The following is a 19,024-nucleotide window of genomic DNA, read 5'->3' on the forward strand; positions in this document are numbered from 1 at the left end:
CTCATGCCCCCCTTGAGCCAATTGGAAGCAACTGTCGGTCACACCCTGCACAGCCTGCAAACCCAGCCACGCCGCGCCACCGTGCTGCTGGTCGACGACCAGCTGATCATCGTCGAGGCCGTGCGCCGCCTGCTCGAAGGCGAGCCCGACATCGTATTCCACTACGAGACCGATGGCGGGCGCGCCGCCGCCACCGCCGCGCGCCTGCAGCCGACCGTGATCCTGCAGGACCTGGTGATGCCGAACGCCGACGGACTGGCCCTGATCCAGGCCTACCGCGCCCAGGCCGCCACCGAGGCCACGCCGATCATCGTGCTGTCGGCCAAGGACGACGCGGCGATCAAGGCCCACAGCTTCGCCGCCGGCGCCAACGACTATGTGGTCAAGCTGCCCGACCGGCTCGAACTGCTGGCGCGCCTGCGCTACCACTCGCAGGCCTATCAGCACCGCCTGCAGCGCGACGAGGCCTTCCGCTTCCTGCGCGAGAGCCAGCAGAAACTGGCCGAGGCGAATATCGAACTGCACAAGCTGGCCGCGCTCGACGGCCTGACCGGCATCGCCAACCGGCGCCGTTTCGACGAGGCCCTGCGCAGCGAATGGGCGCGCGCCGCGCGCGAGCAGCAACCGCTGTCGCTGCTGCTGTGCGATGTCGACTGCTTCAAGGCCTATAACGACCACTACGGCCATCCGGCCGGCGACATGGTGTTGAAGAAGGTGGCGGCGATTCTGACCGAGCACCTGAAGCGCCCGGCCGATCTGGCGGCGCGCTATGGCGGCGAAGAGTTTGCGATTCTGCTGCCCGACACCCACAACCCGGGCGCGCTGACGGTGGCCGAATCCTGCCGCGCCCATCTGGCCAGCCTGCGCATGGAGCATGCCAGCGCCAGCCACGGCCGCTATGTCACGCTGTCGATCGGCGTGGCCACCTTCCTGCCCTCGCCCGCCTACACGCCCGAGATGCTGGTCGAAGCGGCCGACCAGGCCCTGTACCAGGCCAAGCAGGCCGGGCGCAATCGCGTGCTGAGCGCCCCGATTTAAAGGAAGACCGGCTCGGCCTCGAGCTGCACGCCGAAGCGCGCCAGCACCTCGGCCTGGATCACGTGGGCCAGGGCCAGCACTTCGCGCCCGCTGGCGCCGCCGCGGTTGACCAGCACCAGGGCCTGCTTTTCATAGACGCCGGCGCGGCCCAGATCGCGCCCCTTCCAGCCGCACTGGTCGATCAGCCAGCCGGCCGCCAGCTTGGCGCTGCCGTCGGCCTGCCAGTGGTGGACCAGGGTCGGAAAGCGCGCCAGCAGGTCCTCGCACTGGGCGCGCGTGACCACCGGATTTTTGAAGAAGCTGCCCGCATTGCCGATCACGGCCGGATCGGGCAGCTTGCGCTGGCGGATCGCCACCACGGCCGCGCTGACAGCCGCCGGCGTCAGCGGCGAGAGGCCTGCCACGGCCTGGGCCAGCTCGGCATAGCGCAGGTTCGGCGTCCACGCGCACGGCAGCGCAAAGCAGACATCGAGGATGATCAGGGCGCGTCCCTCGGCGTGTTTGAACACGCTGTCGCGGTAGCCGAAGCGGCAGGCCGCCGCGTCCAGCGTCACAACCGTGTCGCTGGCCGGGTCATAGGCGCGCAGGCTATGGAACACGTCCTGGATTTCGGCCCCGTAGGCGCCGATGTTCTGGATCGGCGCGGCGCCCACCGTGCCCGGAATCAGCGACAGGTTCTCCAGTCCGCCCAGACCCTGCGCGATGGTCCACTGCACGAACGCATGCCAGACCTCGCCGGCGCCGGCGCGCACCAGTTCGCGCCCGTTCTCCTGGCCCAGCCGTTCGCGTCCGCGGATGGCCATGTGCAGCACCAGGGCCGGCAAGGTGTCGCGCACCAGCAGCACATTGCTGCCGCCGCCCAGCACCACGCGCGGCAGATCGGCCACGGCCGGGTCGGCGCAGGCGGCGCGCAGATCATCGAGGCAGTGGATCTCGGCCAGGGCTTCGGCGGAAGCGGCGATACCAAACGTGTTCAGGGAGGCGAGGCTGGCGTGACGACGGATCATGGGTGCGGTGTTCCTTTTGACGCATTATAGAAGCAAACCCATATAAAACAGGTGGGTAAGGGCGGAACGGGCCGCCTTGTCAGCTAAAATATCGGCATTTTGAAAATCGGGCGCTTGGCGCCCGCGTCCCAGAAGGAGTCCCCATGCCATCTTTCGATGTCGTCTGCGAAGCCAACATGGTCGAGGTGCGCAATGGCGTCGACCAGGCCAGCAAGGAGATCAGCACCCGCTTCGACTTCAAGGGCACCGATGCCCGCGTCGAGCACAAGGAACACGAGATCACCTGCTATGCCGATGCCGACTTCCAGCTGCAGCAGGTGAAGGACGTCCTGACCAATAAACTCGCCAAGCGCAGCGTCGATGTGCGCTTCCTCGATGAAGGCAAGGTCGAGAAGGTCGGCGGCGACAAAGTCAAGCAAGTCATCAAGATCCGCAACGGCATCCAGACCGAGGACGCCAAGCGCATCGTCAAACTGATCAAGGAATCGAAGATGAAGGTCCAGGCTTCGATTCAGGGCGACGCCGTGCGCGTCAGCGGCGCCAAGCGCGACGATCTGCAGGCGGCCATCGCCCTGCTGCGTAAGGACGTCAGCGACCTGCCCCTCGAATTCAATAACTTCCGCGATTAAGGCTGTGCCCCGAAATGAAATGTGTTGATGATTTCCGCCTGCGCTTCGGCACCGAGGAATATGTGCCGATCATGATCGGCGGGATGGGGGTCGATATCTCGACTTCCGAACTGGCGCTCGAGGCGGCGCGCCTCGGCGGCATCGGTCATATCTCGGACGCCATGGTGCACGACGTGGCCGACCGCAAATTCGATACGTCCTTCATCAAGGACAAGACCCGGCAGTACAAGTACAACATCAATAACATGGACAAGGCCGTCGTCCAGTTCGATCTGGACAAGCTGGCCGAGGCCACCCGACTGCACGTGGCCAGCACCATGCAGGCCAAGCAAGGCAAGGGCCTGATCTTCGTGAACTGCATGGAAAAGCTGTCCATGAACGCGCCCAAGGAAACCCTGCGCGTGCGCCTGGCGGCCGCCCTCGACGCCGGGATCGACGGCATCACCCTGTCGGCCGGCCTGCACCTGGGTTCCTTCGCCCTGATGGCCGACCACCCGCGCTTTCGCGAAGCCAAGCTCGGCATCATCGTGTCCTCGGTGCGCGCGCTGCAGCTGTTCCTGCGCAAGAACGCCAAGCTCAACCGCCTGCCCGACTATGTGATCGTCGAAGGTCCGCTCGCTGGCGGCCACCTCGGCTTCGGCCTCGATGACTGGCAGGAGTACGACCTGCACACCATCATGGACGAAGTGATCGCCTATGTGCGCGAGGAAGGCCTGAACATCCCCGTGATCGCCGCCGGCGGCGTGTTTACGGGCAGCGATGCCGTCAGCTTCCTCGAAAAAGGCGCGGCCGGCGTGCAGGTGGCGACCCGCTTCACCGTCACCAAGGAATGCGGCCTGCCGGACGACGTCAAGCAGGAATACTTCAAGGCCTCCGAGCAGGACATCGAAGTCAATGGCGTCTCGCCGACCGGCTACCCGATGCGCATGCTGAAGAACACCCCGGCCATCGGTTCCGGCATCCGCCCCGGCTGCGAAAGCTATGGCTATCTGCTCGACGCCAGCGGCCAGTGCTCCTACATCAATGCCTACAACCGCGAAATCACCCTGCATCCGGACGCCAAGGACATCAAGGTGATGGACAAGACCTGCCTGTGCACGCACATGCGCAACTTCAATTGCTGGACCTGCGGCCACTACACCTACCGCCTGAAGGACACGACCCACAAGAAAGCCGACGGCAGCTACCAGCTGTTGACGGCCGAGCACGTGTTCAAGGACTACCAGTTCAGCAAGAACAATGAAATCGCCCTGCCCGCGCGCGAAGACTGAAGCCGCCCGGTCTGGCCAGGACGGCGCCTGCGGGCGCCGTTTTTCTTGGCGAATCGCTTATCATCGGACACCATGTTCAAACCCCTGCGCCATCTGATCCAGTCCTTCGAGCGCCTGCCCTATGCGGTGCGGCTGCTGGCCCTCGTCCTCGGCGTGGTGGTGCTCGGCGTGGTCGACCTGGCCCTGCCGCCGTATGTGATTCTGTCGGGCTTCTACTATCTGCCGATTTTTCTGGCCGCCTTCACCTGCTCGCGCCAGGCCGCCTACCTGGTGGCCCTGCTGGCCTGGGCCATCAATGCGGTCGCGCTCGAGCCCAACTACCCCGAGCATGCGAGTGCGCTCGAGCACCTGGTCTCGACCCTGTCGCTGGGCCTGAGTTTCCTCGCCTTTGTGGCCGTGTCCGACTGGACGCGCCAGCTGGTCAGCCAGCTGATCGAGGAGAACATGTTCGACTTCACCAGCGGCGCCTACAACCAGCGCGCGCTCGAACGGGCGCTGCGGCGCGAGACGGCGCGCTTTCGCCACAGCCAGGTGGCGTTCGGCCTGGCCGTGCTCGACATCGACCATTTCGCCCGCCTGAATTTCCAGTACGGCCAGCGTTTCGGCGACATCGCCCTGAGCGACATCGCGCGCGCCATCCAGCGCGGCCTGCGCGACATCGATGTCCTGACGCGGCTGCGCGACAACCGCTTCGTGATGGTGCTGCCGCATGCCGACCTGGCCGTGCTCGACAGCGTGCTGGCGCGCGTGCGCGCGCAGGTGGTGCAGGCCATGGCCATCCACGACCCGCAGGTCACGGCCAGTATCGGCGCCGTGCTGGTCGACCAGCTCGACGACGGCGACGACGAACCGACCCTGCTGCGCCTGGCCGAGGACCGCCTGGCCCAGGCCAAGCGCCAGGGCAAGAACTGCTGTGTCAGTCTCAGCCTGCGCGCCCTGCGCCACGCCTGAGCCAAACTTTCCCACCAAACAAATCGGGGTCAGACCCCATTTATCCACCCAGAAAAATGGGATCAGACCCCATTTTTCTTTCGAGATAAATGGGGTCTGACCCCGATTTTTCTTTGGCGCCTTTTTTGGCGGGCGGGTTGCCTCAGCCTTCGGTGGTGATGCGCTGGATCAGCGCGCCCAGCACATCGTCGGCCATCTCATTGTCGACCTGGCAGGTGCCGGCATTCTCGTGGCCGCCGCCGCCGTATTCGAGCATCAAGGCGCCGATATTCGTCTTCGACGTGCGGTTCAGAATCGACTTGCCGGTGGCGAAGACGGTGTTCTGGTTTTTCAGGCCCCACAGCACGTGGATCGAAATATTCTGCTCGGGGAACAGCGCATAGATGATGAAGCGGTTGCCGGCAAAGATGGTTTCCTCCTTGCGCAGATCGAGCACCACCAGATTCTTGTGCACGGTGGCGCAGCGGCGGATCTGCTCCTTGCATTTCTCGGCGTGATCGAAATACAGGTCCATGCGCTCCTTCACGTCCGGCAGGCGCATGATCTCCTCGATCGTGTGGTTCTTGCAGTAGTCGATGAGGTCCATCATCAACTGGTAGTTCGAGATGCGGAAGTCGCGGAAGCGGCCCAGGCCGGTACGCGCATCCATCAGGAAGTTCAACAGGTCCCAGCCCTTGGGATCGAGCACTTCCTCGCGCGAGAAGCGCGCCGAGTCGCCCTTGTCGACGGCCGCCATCATGTCGTGCCAGGAAGCGGGGAACTTGTCGGCGCCGTAGTGCTTGTAGACCACCCGCGCAGCCGAGGGCGCATCGGGCTGGATGATGTGGTTGCTGCGCTCGCCCGTATTGCGGATCGTCTCGGACAGGTGGTGGTCAAACGCCAGATGCACCCCGGCCACATAGGGCAGATTGGTCGTGATGTCCTGGTCCGTGATCGCGATCTTACCGTCCTGCATGTCTTTCGGATGCACGAACAGGATGTCATCGATCATGTCCAGGTGCTTGAGCAGCACCGCGCACACCAGGCCGTCGAAGTCGGAACGGGTCACCAGGCGGAATTTTTTGGCTTCAGCAGACATCGCAACACCCTTCAAGGAAAGAATGACAAGACCGTTGCCGGACTGGCATGTCCGGACGGACAATCATACCAAGCCCGCGCCCCCCTGCACAGTGGCAAATCCTTGCAGTCCAGTCGGCTTTTTGTGCAGCCCATCGCAAACGCCGCCCAGGGGCGCGCGCAGGCCCTATACTGGCAACCTCGCACCCACCGTAGAGAGAGAAGAGCCCCGATGGAAGCCCGGCGATCGCCCCAAGCAATGCTTTCGACCAGCCTTGGATGGCTGCATCGCGCCTTTGACGCCACAGCCGACTGGGTGACCCAGCTATCGTGGTGGAAATTCCTGATCTTCGCGGCCGTGTCCCTGATCGCGGCCAGCATCGTCCAGGAGGAATTGTTCTCGGGCGCCGACGAGGAAGTGGTCCAGCAGACCAGCAAGAAGCCGAAGCGCGGGCGCGGCGAGGCCAATATCCAGATCGACGACAGCGGCATCCACTTCATCCCGCGCAATGCCAGCGCGCCGCCGGTGCTCAATCCGCCCTCGGCGCCGTCGGTGCCGGAGGCGCCCAAGGGCCGCGAGCTGTCGCCCGCGCATACGGAAAACGGCTCCGAAGTCCACATCGAGCTGCCGCCCCAGATCTCCGAGGAATTGTCGAACGCCATCGAAGTGGCCGTCGAGGACGCGGCCGAGCAAAAGTCCAACCGCTACCACAAGCAGGCCTCGACCTGGTTCAAGAGCTTCGTCTCGCTGCTGATCCTGGCCCTGTTCGGCACCAAGGCCCTGATGGGCGGGAAAAAGCGCGCCGAGGCCGAAATGGCCAGCGCCACCGCCGCCGCCGAGCGCGAATCGATGCACCGCCAGCTGTCCGAGGCGCGCATGCAGATGATGCAGGCCCAGGTCGAGCCCCACTTCCTGTTCAATACCCTGGCCTCGGTCGAATACCTGATCGAAACCGACCCGCCGCGCGCCTCGGCCATGCAGCGCGCCCTGATCCAGTACCTGCGCGCCGTGTTGCCGCAGATGCGCGAAGCCTCGCCCGAAAGCAATCTCGGGCGCGAGGCGGAGATGGTCAAAGCCTATCTGAAGCTGCTGAAAATGCGCATGGAGGACCGCCTGACGGTCGACTTCGACGTGCCCGACGGCCTGCGCTCGGCCGCCTTCCCGCCGATGATGCTGCAGACCCTGGTGGAAAACGCGATCAAGCATGGGCTCGAATGCAAACCCGAGGGCGGCACCCTGAGCGTGCAGGCCGAGGTGGCCGACAGCAAGCTGCGCGTGATGGTCAAGGACGATGGCGTCGGTTTCGGCGTCAATCCGAGCAAGGGTACCGGCCTGGGCCTGACCAATACGCGCGAGCGCCTCAAGCTTTTGCATGGCGAGCGCGCCAGTCTGTCCATCACGCCCAATGTACCGAGCGGCGTGATCGCCACCATCGAGGTGCCCTACCAGCTCGCCTCCGTTGATAAAAACGCCAAACCCATGAATAATTGAGCGCGCCTATCCACCACGACACCACCATGACCACTGCCATCATTGCCGACGACGAAAGACTGATGCGCGAACAGCTGCGCATGCGCCTAGCCCAGGTCTGGCCCGAGCTCGAGATTCTCGGCGAAGCCACCAATGGCGAGGAAGCCGTTGCCCTGGTCGACGAGCTCAAGCCCGACCTGACCTTTCTCGACATCCGCATGCCCGGCAAGACCGGCATGGAAGCTGCCGCCGAGATCGGCGACGCCAGCATGATCGTGTTCGTCACCGCCTATGACCAGTACGCGGTGGAAGCCTTCGAAAAGGGCGCGATCGACTACATCCTCAAGCCGACCGAGCCCGAGCGCCTGCAGCTGACGGTCGAGCGCCTCAAGCAGCGCCTGGCCAAGCCGGCCGCAGGCGGGGCGATCAACGAGAGCGTGACGGCGATGCTGTCCCAGCTGGCCGAAAAGATCACCAAAAAGCCGAACTACCTGCAGTGGATCCAGGCCAGCATTGGCCAGGACCTGCGCATGATTCCGGTCGAGGACATCCTGTTCTTCCGTTCCGACGAAAAATACACGTGCGTGCAGACCGAGAAATTCGAAGCCCTGATCCGCAAGCCCGTGCGCGATCTGGCCGAGGAGCTCGATCCGCAGCTGTTCTGGCAGATCCACCGCGCCACCCTGGTCAATGTCAACGCGATTGAAGGCGTGACGCGCGACATCCGCGGACGCCACCTGGTGATGATCAAAGGCCGCCCCGAGCGCCTCGAAGTCAGCCGCTCCTTCTTGCACCTGTTCAAACAGATGTAAGCCAGAAAAATCGGGGTCAGACCCCATTTTTCCGTCCGGATAAATGGGGTCTGACCCCGATTTGTTTGGGCGGAAAGACGCTGGGGCGGCGCGCGTAAACATTGAGGAATATCAAGCCGGACATCCGGAACACGCGCTAGGCTGCGGCCCTATGGCCCTGTTTTCTCGTTTCGGCGCGTGGCTGCGGCGCCAGTTGCTGGCGCCCGCTCCGCGCTCCCGGGTGGGGCGGCGCGCCACGGACTGGCCGGCAGCCGGTCTGCGCCCTCACCCGCTCACCCACCGTCTGCGGCGCTCCTCGTCCCGCCTGCGTGAATTGTCGAATGCCCTGATCAGCATTCGCGAAGAGGAACGCACGCGCATCGCCCGCGAATTGCATGATGATCTTGGGCAGCTGCTGGCCGCCCTGCGCATGGACGTGGCCCTGCTGCGCGAACAGCCGCAGCGCGCGGCCGAATTGGCCCATGGCATGGATGAACATCTGCTGGCCGCGATCACCTCGCTGCGCCGCATCGCGGCCGGCCTGCGCCCGCGCGCCCTCGACGAGGGCGGCCTGTTCTTCGCCCTGCAGGGCCTGCGCAAGGAATTCGAGACGCGCCATGGCATCGCCTGCCGTCTGTACGCGGAGGAAACCGATCTGCCGCAGGATGAACGCCGCAGCACCGCCATCTACCGCCTGGTGCAGGAGGCGCTGACGAATATCGCGCGCCACGCGGGCGCCCAGCATGTTCTGGTGAATGTCGACCGGATCGACCATCAGCTGCTGCTGACGATCCAGGATGATGGCCGCGGCATCACTGCCGCGGACCTGGAGAAGCCGGGCTCGCTCGGACTGGTCGGCATGCGCGAACGGGTCTGGGCGCTCAACGGCGATCTGCACATCGCAGGGGGCGATGCGCGCGGGACGCGCATCGATATCACCCTGCCTGTGTCAGATTAGAAGCGGTGCGTCATGCCGATCTGGATGACGTTCTGCGATTTCACCTGCTCGCGGCCGTACTGGGCGTACAGGTCGCTGCGCTTGGACAGGTGGTACTCGTAGCCGGCGTTGATGGTTTTCACCATGTCCTTGTCGCTGTACTTGTTGTTGCTGTTTTTCTGACGCAGGATCGACAGCTTCAGGTCGCCCTGGCCCAGCGTGTAGTTGGCGCCGAACTGGTTGGCCTTGTACTCGCCGGTGGCCGCCACGTGGGTGTCGCCCGAAGCGTGGGCCGCCGACAGACGCAGGTCGCCGAACTTGTAGGCACCGCCGAACATCCACATCGACGGTTGATCGGTCGTGGTGGCGGCTGCCTGGACGGCTTTCTCGTAGCCGGCGTGCAGGTAGACCGGGCCGTCTTCGTACTGGACCAGCAGGTCGTAGCCGGCCTTGGCGCCCGACACTTCCGACGCCACGTACTGGGCCGAGAAGGTCACGCCGGCCGTTTTCGGGGCGACATAGGTCAGCGCGTTCGACACGCGCGAGGACGACACGCCGACGCGGAAGGCGGCTTCATTGATCTTGCCGAGGTAGCCGTCAGCACCGAAGGGCTCGATTTTGCCCTGGGCGCCGTCGACGATATTCTTGGTGCGGCCCAGGTAGACGGTACCGAAGTCACCCTTCAGGCCGACCCAGGATTGACGGTCGAACAGGTTGCCCTTCTGGGCGCCGGTGTCGGCCAGGATTTCCTGTTCCAGGTTGAACACGGCCGACAGGCCGCCACCCAGGTCTTCGGTGCCGCGGAAGCCGAGGCGCGAGGGGTGATTTTCACGCTCGATCAGCGACTGGCCGCTGATTTTGGCAAAGCCGAGGTCGACCAGACCGTAGATCTGGACATTGGTGCTTTGGGCCTGGGCCGAAGCGGCGAAGGCGGACAGGATCAGGGCTGCGAGAGTAATCTTTTTCACTTGAATGCTCATGGTTTGTTGAAGAGGAACTACTGGCCGCGCATTCTGAACAGAAATTGCTTCAACAATGTGACATGTTGCACTGCAAGGAAGATTACCCTCACAAGCCTTGGGGAATATCAATACGCGACGCTGAAGCGTTGGCGCAGGTGGCGGCCCTGCTCCAGTTCGTCGACCATGGCGGCCGCGTAGTCGGCCACCGAGACCTGGCTCTCGCCCTTGGCGTCGACCAGCAGCTGATCACCGCCGAGGCGGAACTGGCCAGTGCGCGGACCGGGCACGAGGTGGGCGGCCGGGCTCAGCATGGTCCAGTCGAGCGCCGTTTGCGCCTGCAGCAGGGTCAGCGCCGTGCGCGCGCCCTCGGCCGTGCCCTTCCATTCGGCCGGGAAGGCGGGCGTGTCGACCAGTTGCAGGCCGGGCGCCACTTCGAGACTGCCGGCCCCGCCGACGACCAGCAGGCGGCGCAGGCCGGCCGCGCGGGTGGCATCGATGATGGCGCGGATGCCGCGCACGTAGTAGCCGTAGACATCGGCCTGGGCATGGCCGGAGAAGGCGCTGATCACCGCGTCGTGCCCGGCCAGCTGGGCCGCCAGCGCCGCGCTGTCGAGCACATCGGTTTTGAGGGCCGTCAGGCCGGGCTGCGCCGCCAGGCGCTCGGGACGGGTGACCAGGGCCGTCACCGCGTGGCCACGGTGCAGCAGCTCATCGCGCAGCGCGCTGCCAACAAAGCCGGTGGCGCCAATCAGGGCAATTTTCATGATCTTTCCTTTCAAGGTGGTCAATAGATGACGCCATCTTGCCGAAAACGATTGATTAGATAAACGATAGAACACATAATTCATTCATCTGTTTTTCTTAATAATTACCCATGTCCCTGCCCGGCCGCCCCGACCTCAACGACTTGGCCGTCTTCGCTGCCGTGGCCGACAGCGGCGGTTTTGCGGCCGCGGCCCAGCGCCTTGGCGTGGCACCGGCCAAGGTCAGCGTCGAAGTAGCGCGTCTGGAAAAGCAACTGGGGCTGGCCCTGTTCACGCGCACCACGCGCAAGGTGGTGCTGACCGAGGCCGGCGCCGCCCTGTATGCCGAGGCGGCGCCCTTGCTGAGCCGCCTGTGGGACGCGATGGAGGCCGCCCCGGGCGCGCCGGGCGTGCTGCGCGGCAGCCTGCGCATCGCCACCTCGGTCGAGCATGCGGCGCAGTCGCTGGCCCCGGCCGTGGCCGCGTTCGCGCGCCTGCACCCGGAGCTGCAGATCGATCTGCGCTCGAGCGACCGGGTAGTCGATCTGGTGGAGGAAGGCATCGACGTGGCGATCCGCATGGGCTGGCTGCGCGATTCGAGCCTGCGCGCCGTGCGCCTGCGCGACTTTGAACAGTATGTGGTGGCCGCGCCCGCCTATCTGCAGGGACGGCCGCTGCCGCAGCGCCCCGAGGACCTGCTGGCCCTCGACTGGCTGGCCCTGAGCCTGCTGCGCACGCCGCTCAGCTGGACCTTCAGCGCGCCCGATGGCAGCAGCCAGGTGCTGCACCTGCGCTCGCGCCTGCGCGTCGATTCGCCGTCGACGCTGCGCGCCCTGCTGGCGGCCGGCGCCGGTGTCAGTGTGCTGGAGGAATTCAGCCTGAAGGCGGCCTTGGCCTCGGGCGAGCTGGTGCGCCTGCTGCCCGCCTGGCGCCTGCCGACCGGCGGGGTGTTCGCCGTGTTCCCGCCCGGGCGCCAGCTGCCGCGCAAGGTACAGGCCTTCGTCGACTTCTACCGCGCCTGGCTGGCCCAGGCCTGATCAGAGTTCGTAGTTGTCTTTGCTGCCGTGCATGGCCGACTCGACCATCTTGCGGTTCAGCGTCGGGGCCAGCAGTTCGATGAAGGTGTAGACATAGCTGCGCAGATAGGCGCCCTGCTTGATGGCCACGCGCGAGACATTCATGCCCAGCAGATGGCCGACCGGAATCGCGCGCAGATTGCGGTCGCGCTCGGGATCGAAGGCCATGCCGGCGATCATGCCGATCCCCATGCCGAGTTCGACATAAGTCTTGATCACGTCGGCGTCGATGGCTTCGAGCAGGATATCGGGCTTGAGCCCGCGCAGCTGGAAGGCGTGGTCGATCTTGTTGCGCCCGGCAAAGGCGGCGTCATAGGTGATGATCGGATAACTGGCGATGTCTTCCAGGCTCAGCAGCTTGGCGCGCAGCAGCGGATGCTCAGGCGGAACAATCACCACATGCTCCCACTGGTAACATGGCAGGGTCACCAGGCCGTCGACGCTGGCGATCGACTCGGTGGCGATGGCCAGATCGGCCTGGTCGCGCAGCACCATCTCGGCGATCTGCTTGGGGTTGCCCTGCAACAGAGACAGGCGCACCTTGGGAAAGCGCTGCATGAAGGCCTGGACCACGCGCGGCAAGGTGTAGCGCGCCTGGGTGTGGGTGGTGGCGATGGTGAAGCTGCCGCTGTCCTGGGCCGCGTATTCCTTGCCGATGCGCTTGAGCGAGTCGATCTCTTGCATGATCAGCTCGACCGACTGCAAGACCAGCCGGCCCGGCTCGGTCAGGCCGCGGATGCGCTTGCCGTGGCGCGTAAAGATGTCCACGCCCAGCTCTTCTTCGAGCTCGATAATGGCCTTGGACACCCCGGGCTGCGAAGTGAACAGGGCCTTGGCCGCATCGGTCAGGTTGAAATTCTGGCGCACGGCCTCGCGCACGAAACGCAGCTGATGGAGATTCATTGCAATCTATTCAATAGTTACCCGCGATTTTGCTTATGCCAAATGCGCATATAAGCAAATGAATACTAAGTCGTAGGGAATAAAGGAAGAGTTTATTACTATTTCGGGAAATGTGGGGCATTGCCCCTGTGTCCAATCGGAAATCACGCATGTATCGCTACGACCAATACGACCATCTCATCGTCAAACAGCGCATTGCGCAGTACCGCGACCAGGTACGCCGGCGCCTGGCCGACGAGCTGACGGAAGCCGAATTCCTGCCGCTGCGCCTGCAGAACGGCCTCTACATGCAGCGCCATGCCTACATGCTGCGCATTGCCGTGCCGTATGGCCTGCTGGCCGCGTGCCAGGTGCGCATGTTCGCCCACATCGCCCGCAAGTACGACCGTGGCTACGGCCACTTCACCACGCGCCAGAACATCCAGTTCAACTGGATCAATCTGGAAGAGACGCCCGACATTCTCGACGATCTGGCTTCGGTCGAGATGCACGCGATCCAGACTTCGGGCAACTGCATCCGCAATATCACGACCGACCAGTTCGCCGGCGTGGCGCCGGACGAGATCGTCGATCCGCGCCCCTTCGCTGAAATCCTGCGCCAGTGGTCGACCTTCCATCCGGAATTCGCCGCGCTGCCGCGCAAGTTCAAGATCGCCATCAGCGGCGCCGCCCAGGACCGCGCCGCCACCCAGGTGCACGATATCGGCCTGCACGCCGTGCGCAATGCGGCCGGCGAAGTCGGCTTCCGCGTACTGGTCGGCGGCGGCATGGGCCGCACCCCGATCATCGGCAGCGTGATCCGCGAATTCCTGCCCTGGCAGCATGTGATGACCTATATCGAGGCCATCATGCGCGTGTACAACCTGTACGGCCGGCGCGACAACAAGTACAAGGCCCGCATCAAAATCCTGGTCAAGGCCACGGGCGTGGAGGAATTCGCGCGCCAGGTGGAGGCCGAATGGGCCGATCTGCGCGACAGCGCAGGCACGCTGACCCAGGACGAGCTGGAGCGCGTGGCGGCCTGGTTCAGCCCGCCCGCCTATGCGGCCCTGGACGACATCGACGTGCGCGCCGCGCATGCCGACAACAAGGCCTTTACCAACTGGCTGCAGCGCAACGTCAAGCCGCACAAGATGCCCGGCTATGCGGCCGTGGTGCTGTCGCTCAAGAAAACCGGCGTGCCGCCCGGCGACGCCACCGCCGAGCAGCTCGATTTCGTGGCCGATCTGGCCGAGCGCTACAGCTTCGGCGAACTGCGCGCCACCCACGAGCAGAACCTGGTGCTGGCCGATGTGCGCCAGGACCAGCTGTTCGCCCTGTGGCAGGAAATCAAGGCCAAGGGCCTGGCCACGCCGAATATCGGCCTGCTGACCGACCTGATCTGCTGCCCCGGCGGCGACTTCTGCTCGCTGGCCAACGCCAAGTCGATCCCGATTGCGGCCGCGATTGCCGAGCGCTTCGACGACATCGACTACCAGCATGACATCGGCGAGATCGAACTGAATATCTCGGGCTGCATCAATGCCTGCGGCCACCACCACGTCGGCAATATCGGCGTGCTCGGCGTCGACAAGGATGGCGCCGAGTGGTACCAGGTGTCGATCGGCGGCGCCCAGGGCAATGCCACGGCGATCGGCAAGATCATCGGCCCCTCGTTCAGCGCCCTGCAGATGCCCGAAGTCATCGCCCGCCTGCTGCACGTGTATGTGCGCGAGCGCGTCGAGGGCGAGCGCTTTGTCGACACCGTACAACGCCTGGGCATCACGCCCTTCAAGGAACACGTGTATGCCAGCCCCATCAGCACTGGCCTGCTGCACGGAGAGGATGAATATGTCTGAGCAACGCATCATCAAGGACCGCGCCATCGTCGCGGACACGTGGCAGCTGCTGCGTCTGGAAGAAGGCCAGGACGCCGCCAGCGTCAGCGTGCCCGCTGGTCAAGTGATCGTGCCGCTGGCCGTCTACCTGGCCCAGCAGCCGGCACTGGCCAGCCGCCCTGCCCTCGGCGTCTGGATCGCGCCCGACGAAGACCCGCGCGCCCTGCAGGGCCAGCTCGAGCGTCTGGCAGTGGTCGCCATCGACTTCCCCAAGTTCACCGACGGGCGCGGCTACTCGCATGCCTGGAACCTGCGCACCCGGCTCGGCTACACGGGCGAGCTGCGCGCCATCGGCGACGTGCTGCGCGACCAGCTGTTCGCCATGCAGCGGGTCGGCTTCAATGCCTTCGCCACCCGCCCCGACCGCCCGATCGAGGACGCGCTCAAGGGCCTGACGGATTTCTCGGAAGTGTATTCGGCCTCGGTCGACCAGCGCCTGCCGCTGTTCCGCCGCGTCACACGTGGCCTCGCGCCCGAACTCAACGACATCGGCGCGGGGATCTGAGATGAGCGATCTGCAAGCCCGCATCGACGCCAGCACGGCTGTGCTGCGCCAGGTGGCGACCGAGTTTTCGCCGGCCGTGTTCGCCTCGAGCCTGGCCGCCGAGGACATGGTCCTGACCGACCTCATCCTGCGTAACGCCCTGCCGATCGGCATCTTCACGCTCGACACCGGGCGCCTGCATGCCGAGACTCTGGCCATGCTCGACACCATTGCCACCCACTACGGCCAGGCGATCAGCGTCTACCGGCCCGCGCCGGAAGCGGTCGAGGCCTATGTCAGCGCCCACGGCCTGAACGCCTTCTACAACAGCATCGCGCTGCGCCATGCCTGCTGCCAGGTGCGCAAGGTCGAGCCGCTGAACCGTGCGCTGCAAGGCCAGCGCGCCTGGATCACCGGCCAGCGCCGCGCCCAGGCCGTCACGCGCGCCGACCTGCCCGTGCACGAGCACGACAGCGCGCGCGGCATGGAGAAGTTCAACCCCCTGGCCGACTGGAGCGAAGCGGACGTCTGGAATTACATCCGCGCCCAGGGCGTACCCTATAATCCCTTGCATGATCAGGGCTATCCCTCGATCGGCTGCGCGCCCTGCACGCGCGCGATCGAGCCGGGCGAGGATGTGCGCGCCGGCCGCTGGTGGTGGGAAAACCCCGACCAGAAAGAATGCGGCCTGCACCTCGTCGACGGCAAGCTCATCCGAATTAAACAAGTCTCCGCCTAAGTTATGACCACTGTGACCGACTCCGTCCTCGCCGACGTCAACGCCCGCCACCTCGATGCGCTCGAATCCGAGGCCATCCACATCATGCGTGAGGTGGCCGCCGAGTGCAGCAATCCGGCCCTGCTGTTTTCGGGCGGGAAGGACTCCGTGGTCCTGCTGCGCATCGCCGAAAAGGCCTTCCGCCCCGGCAAATTCCCCTTCCCCCTCGTGCACATCGACACCGGCCACAATTTCGCGGAAGTGATCGCCTTCCGCGACGCCCGCGTGGCCGAACTGGGCGAGCGCCTGATCGTCGGCGCCGTCGAAGACTCGATCCGCAAAGGCACGGTGCGCCTGCGCAATCCGGCCACCGATTCGCGCAATGCCGCCCAGGCCGTCACCCTGCTCGAAACCATCGAAGCGCATGGCTTTGACGCCTGCATCGGCGGCGCCCGCCGCGACGAGGAAAAGGCGCGCGCCAAGGAACGCATCTTCTCCTTCCGCGACGAATTCGGCCAGTGGGACCCCAAGGCCCAGCGCCCCGAGCTGTGGGACCTGTATAACACGCGCGTCCATCCGGGCGAGAACATGCGCGTGTTCCCGATCTCCAACTGGACCGAGCTCGACGTGTGGCAATACATCGCGCGCGAGCAGCTGGCCCTGCCCTCGATCTATTTCGCGCACGAACGCCAGGTCATCCCGCGCAATGGCCTGCTGGTGCCGCTGACCGAGCTGACCCCGGCGCGCGACGGCGAAAGCGTGGAAACGCGGGTCGTGCGCTTCCGCACCGTGGGCGATATTTCCTGCACCTGCCCGGTGGCTTCGGAGGCCAATACCGTCGAGCAGATCATCGCCGAGACGGCCGTCACCCAGATCACCGAACGCGGCGCCACGCGCATGGACGACCAGACCTCGGAAGCCTCGATGGAAAAACGCAAGAAACAAGGTTACTTCTGATGAATGCCATGAACGAACACAGCAAAGCACGACCGGACAGCGCAGCGGGCCTGCTGCGCTTTATCACCGCCGGCTCCGTCGATGACGGCAAGAGCACCCTGATCGGCCGCCTGCTGTACGACAGCAAGGGCATCTTCGCCGACCAGCTGGCCGCCGTCTCGCGCGCCAAGCACAAGCGCACCGTGGGCGACACCATCGACCTGTCGCTGCTGACCGACGGCCTCGAAGCCGAGCGCGAACAGGGCATCACGATCGACGTCGCCTACCGCTATTTCGCCACGCCCAAGCGCAAGTTCATCATCGCCGACACGCCCGGGCACGAGCAGTACACGCGCAATATGGTCACCGGCGCCTCCACCGCCGACGCCGTCATCATCCTGATCGACGTGTCCAAGGTGAAGCTCGGCGCGGACGGCAGTGTCGAGCTGCTGACCCAGACCAAGCGCCATTCGACGATTGCCCACCTGCTGCAGATCGAGCACGTGATCGTGGCCGTCAACAAGATGGACCTGGTCGATTACGACCAGCGCGTCTACGAGCGTATCGTGGCCGCCTACCGCAGCTTCGCCGACACGCTCGGCATCCGCCAGGTGACGCCGCTGCCGCTGTCGGCCCTGGTCGGCGACAACGTGGTCGAGGCCAGCGACAAGATGCCCTGGTACCAGGGGCCGACCCTGATCGAGGTGCTCGAAAACCTGTCCGTGTACGACGAAGCCCACGCCCAGCCGTTCCGCTTCCCGGTGCAGCTGGTGGCGCGCCACAACGGCCACGAGGCGAACGACTTCCGCGGCTACATGGGCCGGATCGAAGCCGGCGCCGTCGCCGTCGGCGACGCACTGCTGGTGCAGCCCTCGGGCCAGCGCGCGACCGTCAAGGAAATCCTGACCTTCGACGGTCCGCTGCAGAGCGCCGCGGCCGGCAAGTCGGTCACCCTGCTGCTCAACGAATACGTCGACGTCTCGCGCGGCGACGTGCTGGCTGCGGCCGAGCGGCCGGCCACCCTGCTCAAGCAGGTGCAGGCCGACGTCTGCTGGCTCAGCGAAGAGCCGCTCGATCTGCGCCGCAAGTACTGGCTCAAGCACGGCACCAAGCAGACCGCCGCCAAGGTCAAGGCGATCGACAGCCTGCTGGACATCAACACCCAGGAACGGCGCAGCGCCGAGGGCCTCAAGCTCAACGACATCGCCCGCATCGAGCTGGCCGTGCAGCAGCCGCTGGCGGCCGACGCCTATGCCGACATCCGCGCGACGGGCGCCTTCATCCTCATCGATGAAGTCACCCACCAGACGGTGGCGGCCGGCATGATCCGCCTGCCCGCCTGAGGCCCGCCATGCGCACGCTCGGCAAGGTGTATCTGATCGGGGCCGGCCCCGGCGCCCAGGATCTGATGACCCTGCGCGGCGCCCGCCTGCTGGCCGCCGCCGATGTCGTGCTGCACGACGCCCTCGTGACCGAGGACATGCTGGCCCTGTGCCCGCAGGCCAAGAAGATCGCGGTCGGCAAGCGCTGCGGCCAACGCTCGACGGCCCAGCATTTCATCAACAAGCAGCTGATCGACTGCGCCCACAAATATGCGCTGGTGGTGCGCCTGAAGGGCGGCGACCCGATGCTGTTCGGGCGTGCCGACGAAGAACTCAGCGCGCTCGAAGCGGCCGGCATTGACGTCGAAGTCGTCCCCGGCATCACCACCGCGCTGGCCGCCGCGGCCGCCAGCAAGCAGCCGCTGACCAAGCGCGGCGTGGCACGCAGCGTGGCCTTCTTCACGTCCGCCACGGCGCCCGAGGAAGCGGCCAGCAGCGGCGTGCCCGACAGCGACACCCTGGTACAGTACATGGGCGGCCGGGAAGCGATCGCCACCGCCCAGGCCTTGCTGGCGCAGGGCCGCTCACCCGCGCTGCCGGTGATCGTGCTGGAAAACGTCAGCCGCCCCGAGCAGCGCGAGCTGCGCATGTGTCTGGCCGACCTCGCCCGCGGCCTCGATGCCGCGCACGGCCCGGTGCTGGTGATGATCGGCGAATCGCTGCGCGCCCGCCCCCAGCAGCAAAGCAGCGCCACCCAGCACGCCCCCCAACGCCGCCACGCCTGAGCTTAAAAAAATGGGCTCATCGCGGATTACCGGGATGAACCCGCTGTAAACGAAGGAAAGCAGTAAG

Annotated in this window: 19 protein-coding genes; 14 read left to right on the top strand and 5 right to left on the bottom strand. The window is 65.3% G+C overall.

Annotated features, from left to right (window positions below):
• The first annotated feature begins 21 nt into the window (after positions 1-21).
• Entirely contained in the window at positions 22-1,038 is a 1,017-nt protein-coding gene (locus tag LZ005_RS17770; protein ID WP_237809840.1) for a diguanylate cyclase domain-containing protein, read from the top strand.
• On the opposite strand, the gene murB is transcribed toward LZ005_RS17770, so the two are convergent.
• Positions 1,035-2,045, bottom strand: a complete 1,011-nt coding sequence (murB, locus tag LZ005_RS17775; RefSeq protein ID WP_237809841.1) for a UDP-N-acetylmuramate dehydrogenase — start codon at positions 2,043-2,045, stop codon at positions 1,035-1,037. The two genes, LZ005_RS17770 and murB, sit on opposite strands and share 4 nt — an antisense overlap.
• Before the next feature lie 143 nt (positions 2,046-2,188).
• Here murB and LZ005_RS17780 point away from each other — a divergent pair, with 143 nt between their 5' ends.
• From LZ005_RS17780 to LZ005_RS17790, 3 genes are all read left to right on the top strand, one after another.
• On the top strand, positions 2,189-2,674 hold the full coding sequence (locus LZ005_RS17780; protein ID WP_237809842.1) for a YajQ family cyclic di-GMP-binding protein: 486 nt from the start codon (positions 2,189-2,191) through the stop codon (positions 2,672-2,674).
• 14 nt (positions 2,675-2,688) lie between these two features.
• Positions 2,689-3,945: a nitronate monooxygenase gene (locus tag LZ005_RS17785; RefSeq protein ID WP_237809843.1), complete on the top strand. Its 1,257-nt coding sequence runs from the start codon at positions 2,689-2,691 to the stop codon at positions 3,943-3,945.
• A 72-nt stretch (positions 3,946-4,017) separates the two neighbouring features.
• Positions 4,018-4,896, top strand: a complete 879-nt coding sequence (locus tag LZ005_RS17790) for a GGDEF domain-containing protein (RefSeq protein WP_237809844.1) — start codon at positions 4,018-4,020, stop codon at positions 4,894-4,896.
• 142 nt (positions 4,897-5,038) lie between these two features.
• On the opposite strand, the gene LZ005_RS17795 is transcribed toward LZ005_RS17790, so the two are convergent.
• A complete protein-coding gene (locus LZ005_RS17795; RefSeq protein ID WP_237809845.1) occupies positions 5,039-5,974 on the bottom strand; it encodes an exopolyphosphatase in 936 nt (311 codons plus the stop codon).
• Positions 5,975-6,184: 210 nt separating this feature from the next.
• Between LZ005_RS17795 and LZ005_RS17800 the strand changes: the two genes are divergently transcribed.
• From LZ005_RS17800 to LZ005_RS17810, 3 genes are all read left to right on the top strand, one after another.
• Complete coding sequence (locus LZ005_RS17800; RefSeq protein WP_237809846.1) at positions 6,185-7,444, top strand: sensor histidine kinase; 1,260 nt, start codon at positions 6,185-6,187, stop codon at positions 7,442-7,444.
• Between the two features lie 26 nt (positions 7,445-7,470).
• Positions 7,471-8,235 carry a LytTR family DNA-binding domain-containing protein gene (locus LZ005_RS17805; protein WP_237809847.1) on the top strand — a complete coding sequence of 255 codons (765 nt, stop codon included), beginning with the start codon at positions 7,471-7,473 and terminating at the stop codon, positions 8,233-8,235.
• 151 nt (positions 8,236-8,386) lie between these two features.
• Positions 8,387-9,172: a sensor histidine kinase gene (locus tag LZ005_RS17810; RefSeq protein WP_237809848.1), complete on the top strand. Its 786-nt coding sequence runs from the start codon at positions 8,387-8,389 to the stop codon at positions 9,170-9,172.
• Here the strand turns inward: LZ005_RS17810 and LZ005_RS17815 are convergent.
• Together LZ005_RS17815 and LZ005_RS17820 are read right to left on the bottom strand one after the other, a co-directional pair.
• On the bottom strand, positions 9,169-10,119 hold the full coding sequence (locus LZ005_RS17815; RefSeq protein ID WP_237809849.1) for a porin: 951 nt from the start codon (positions 10,117-10,119) through the stop codon (positions 9,169-9,171). The two genes, LZ005_RS17810 and LZ005_RS17815, sit on opposite strands and share 4 nt — an antisense overlap.
• A gap of 119 nt (positions 10,120-10,238) precedes the next feature.
• Positions 10,239-10,877 carry an NAD(P)-dependent oxidoreductase gene (locus LZ005_RS17820; protein ID WP_237809850.1) on the bottom strand — a complete coding sequence of 213 codons (639 nt, stop codon included), beginning with the start codon at positions 10,875-10,877 and terminating at the stop codon, positions 10,239-10,241.
• Between the two features lie 110 nt (positions 10,878-10,987).
• Here LZ005_RS17820 and LZ005_RS17825 point away from each other — a divergent pair, with 110 nt between their 5' ends.
• Positions 10,988-11,893, top strand: a complete 906-nt coding sequence (locus LZ005_RS17825) for a LysR family transcriptional regulator (RefSeq protein WP_237809851.1) — start codon at positions 10,988-10,990, stop codon at positions 11,891-11,893.
• Here LZ005_RS17825 and LZ005_RS17830 read toward each other — a convergent pair whose 3' ends face one another.
• Positions 11,894-12,835, bottom strand: coding sequence for a CysB family HTH-type transcriptional regulator (locus LZ005_RS17830; RefSeq protein ID WP_237809852.1), 942 nt, complete (start codon positions 12,833-12,835; stop codon positions 11,894-11,896). It abuts the gene before it with no gap.
• A gap of 149 nt (positions 12,836-12,984) precedes the next feature.
• Here LZ005_RS17830 and LZ005_RS17835 point away from each other — a divergent pair, with 149 nt between their 5' ends.
• From LZ005_RS17835 to cobA, 6 genes are read left to right on the top strand one after another with little or no spacing between them, the layout of a single operon-like run.
• Positions 12,985-14,673 (top strand): nitrite/sulfite reductase, encoded by a 1,689-nt coding sequence (locus LZ005_RS17835; protein ID WP_237809853.1) that lies wholly within the window; start codon positions 12,985-12,987, stop codon positions 14,671-14,673.
• Complete coding sequence (locus tag LZ005_RS17840; protein WP_237809854.1) at positions 14,666-15,217, top strand: DUF934 domain-containing protein; 552 nt, start codon at positions 14,666-14,668, stop codon at positions 15,215-15,217. Before LZ005_RS17835 ends, LZ005_RS17840 begins: the two co-directional genes overlap by 8 nt.
• 1 nt (position 15,218) lies before the next feature.
• Positions 15,219-15,935 carry a phosphoadenylyl-sulfate reductase gene (locus LZ005_RS17845; RefSeq protein ID WP_237809855.1) on the top strand — a complete coding sequence of 239 codons (717 nt, stop codon included), beginning with the start codon at positions 15,219-15,221 and terminating at the stop codon, positions 15,933-15,935.
• 3 nt (positions 15,936-15,938) lie between these two features.
• Positions 15,939-16,871: a sulfate adenylyltransferase subunit CysD gene (gene cysD, locus LZ005_RS17850; protein WP_237809856.1), complete on the top strand. Its 933-nt coding sequence runs from the start codon at positions 15,939-15,941 to the stop codon at positions 16,869-16,871.
• The gene (locus tag LZ005_RS17855; RefSeq protein WP_237809857.1) at positions 16,871-18,193 is read left to right on the top strand and encodes a sulfate adenylyltransferase subunit 1; all 1,323 of its coding nucleotides are present in this window, start codon (positions 16,871-16,873) and stop codon (positions 18,191-18,193) included. The genes cysD and LZ005_RS17855 overlap by 1 nt, the downstream gene beginning before the upstream one ends.
• Before the next feature lie 8 nt (positions 18,194-18,201).
• Complete coding sequence (gene cobA / locus LZ005_RS17860; RefSeq protein ID WP_237809858.1) at positions 18,202-18,957, top strand: uroporphyrinogen-III C-methyltransferase; 756 nt, start codon at positions 18,202-18,204, stop codon at positions 18,955-18,957.
• The last annotated feature ends 67 nt before the right edge of the window (positions 18,958-19,024 follow it).

This window comes from Massilia sp. TS11, assembly GCF_022012445.1.
Lineage (GTDB): Bacteria > Pseudomonadota > Gammaproteobacteria > Burkholderiales > Burkholderiaceae_D > Telluria.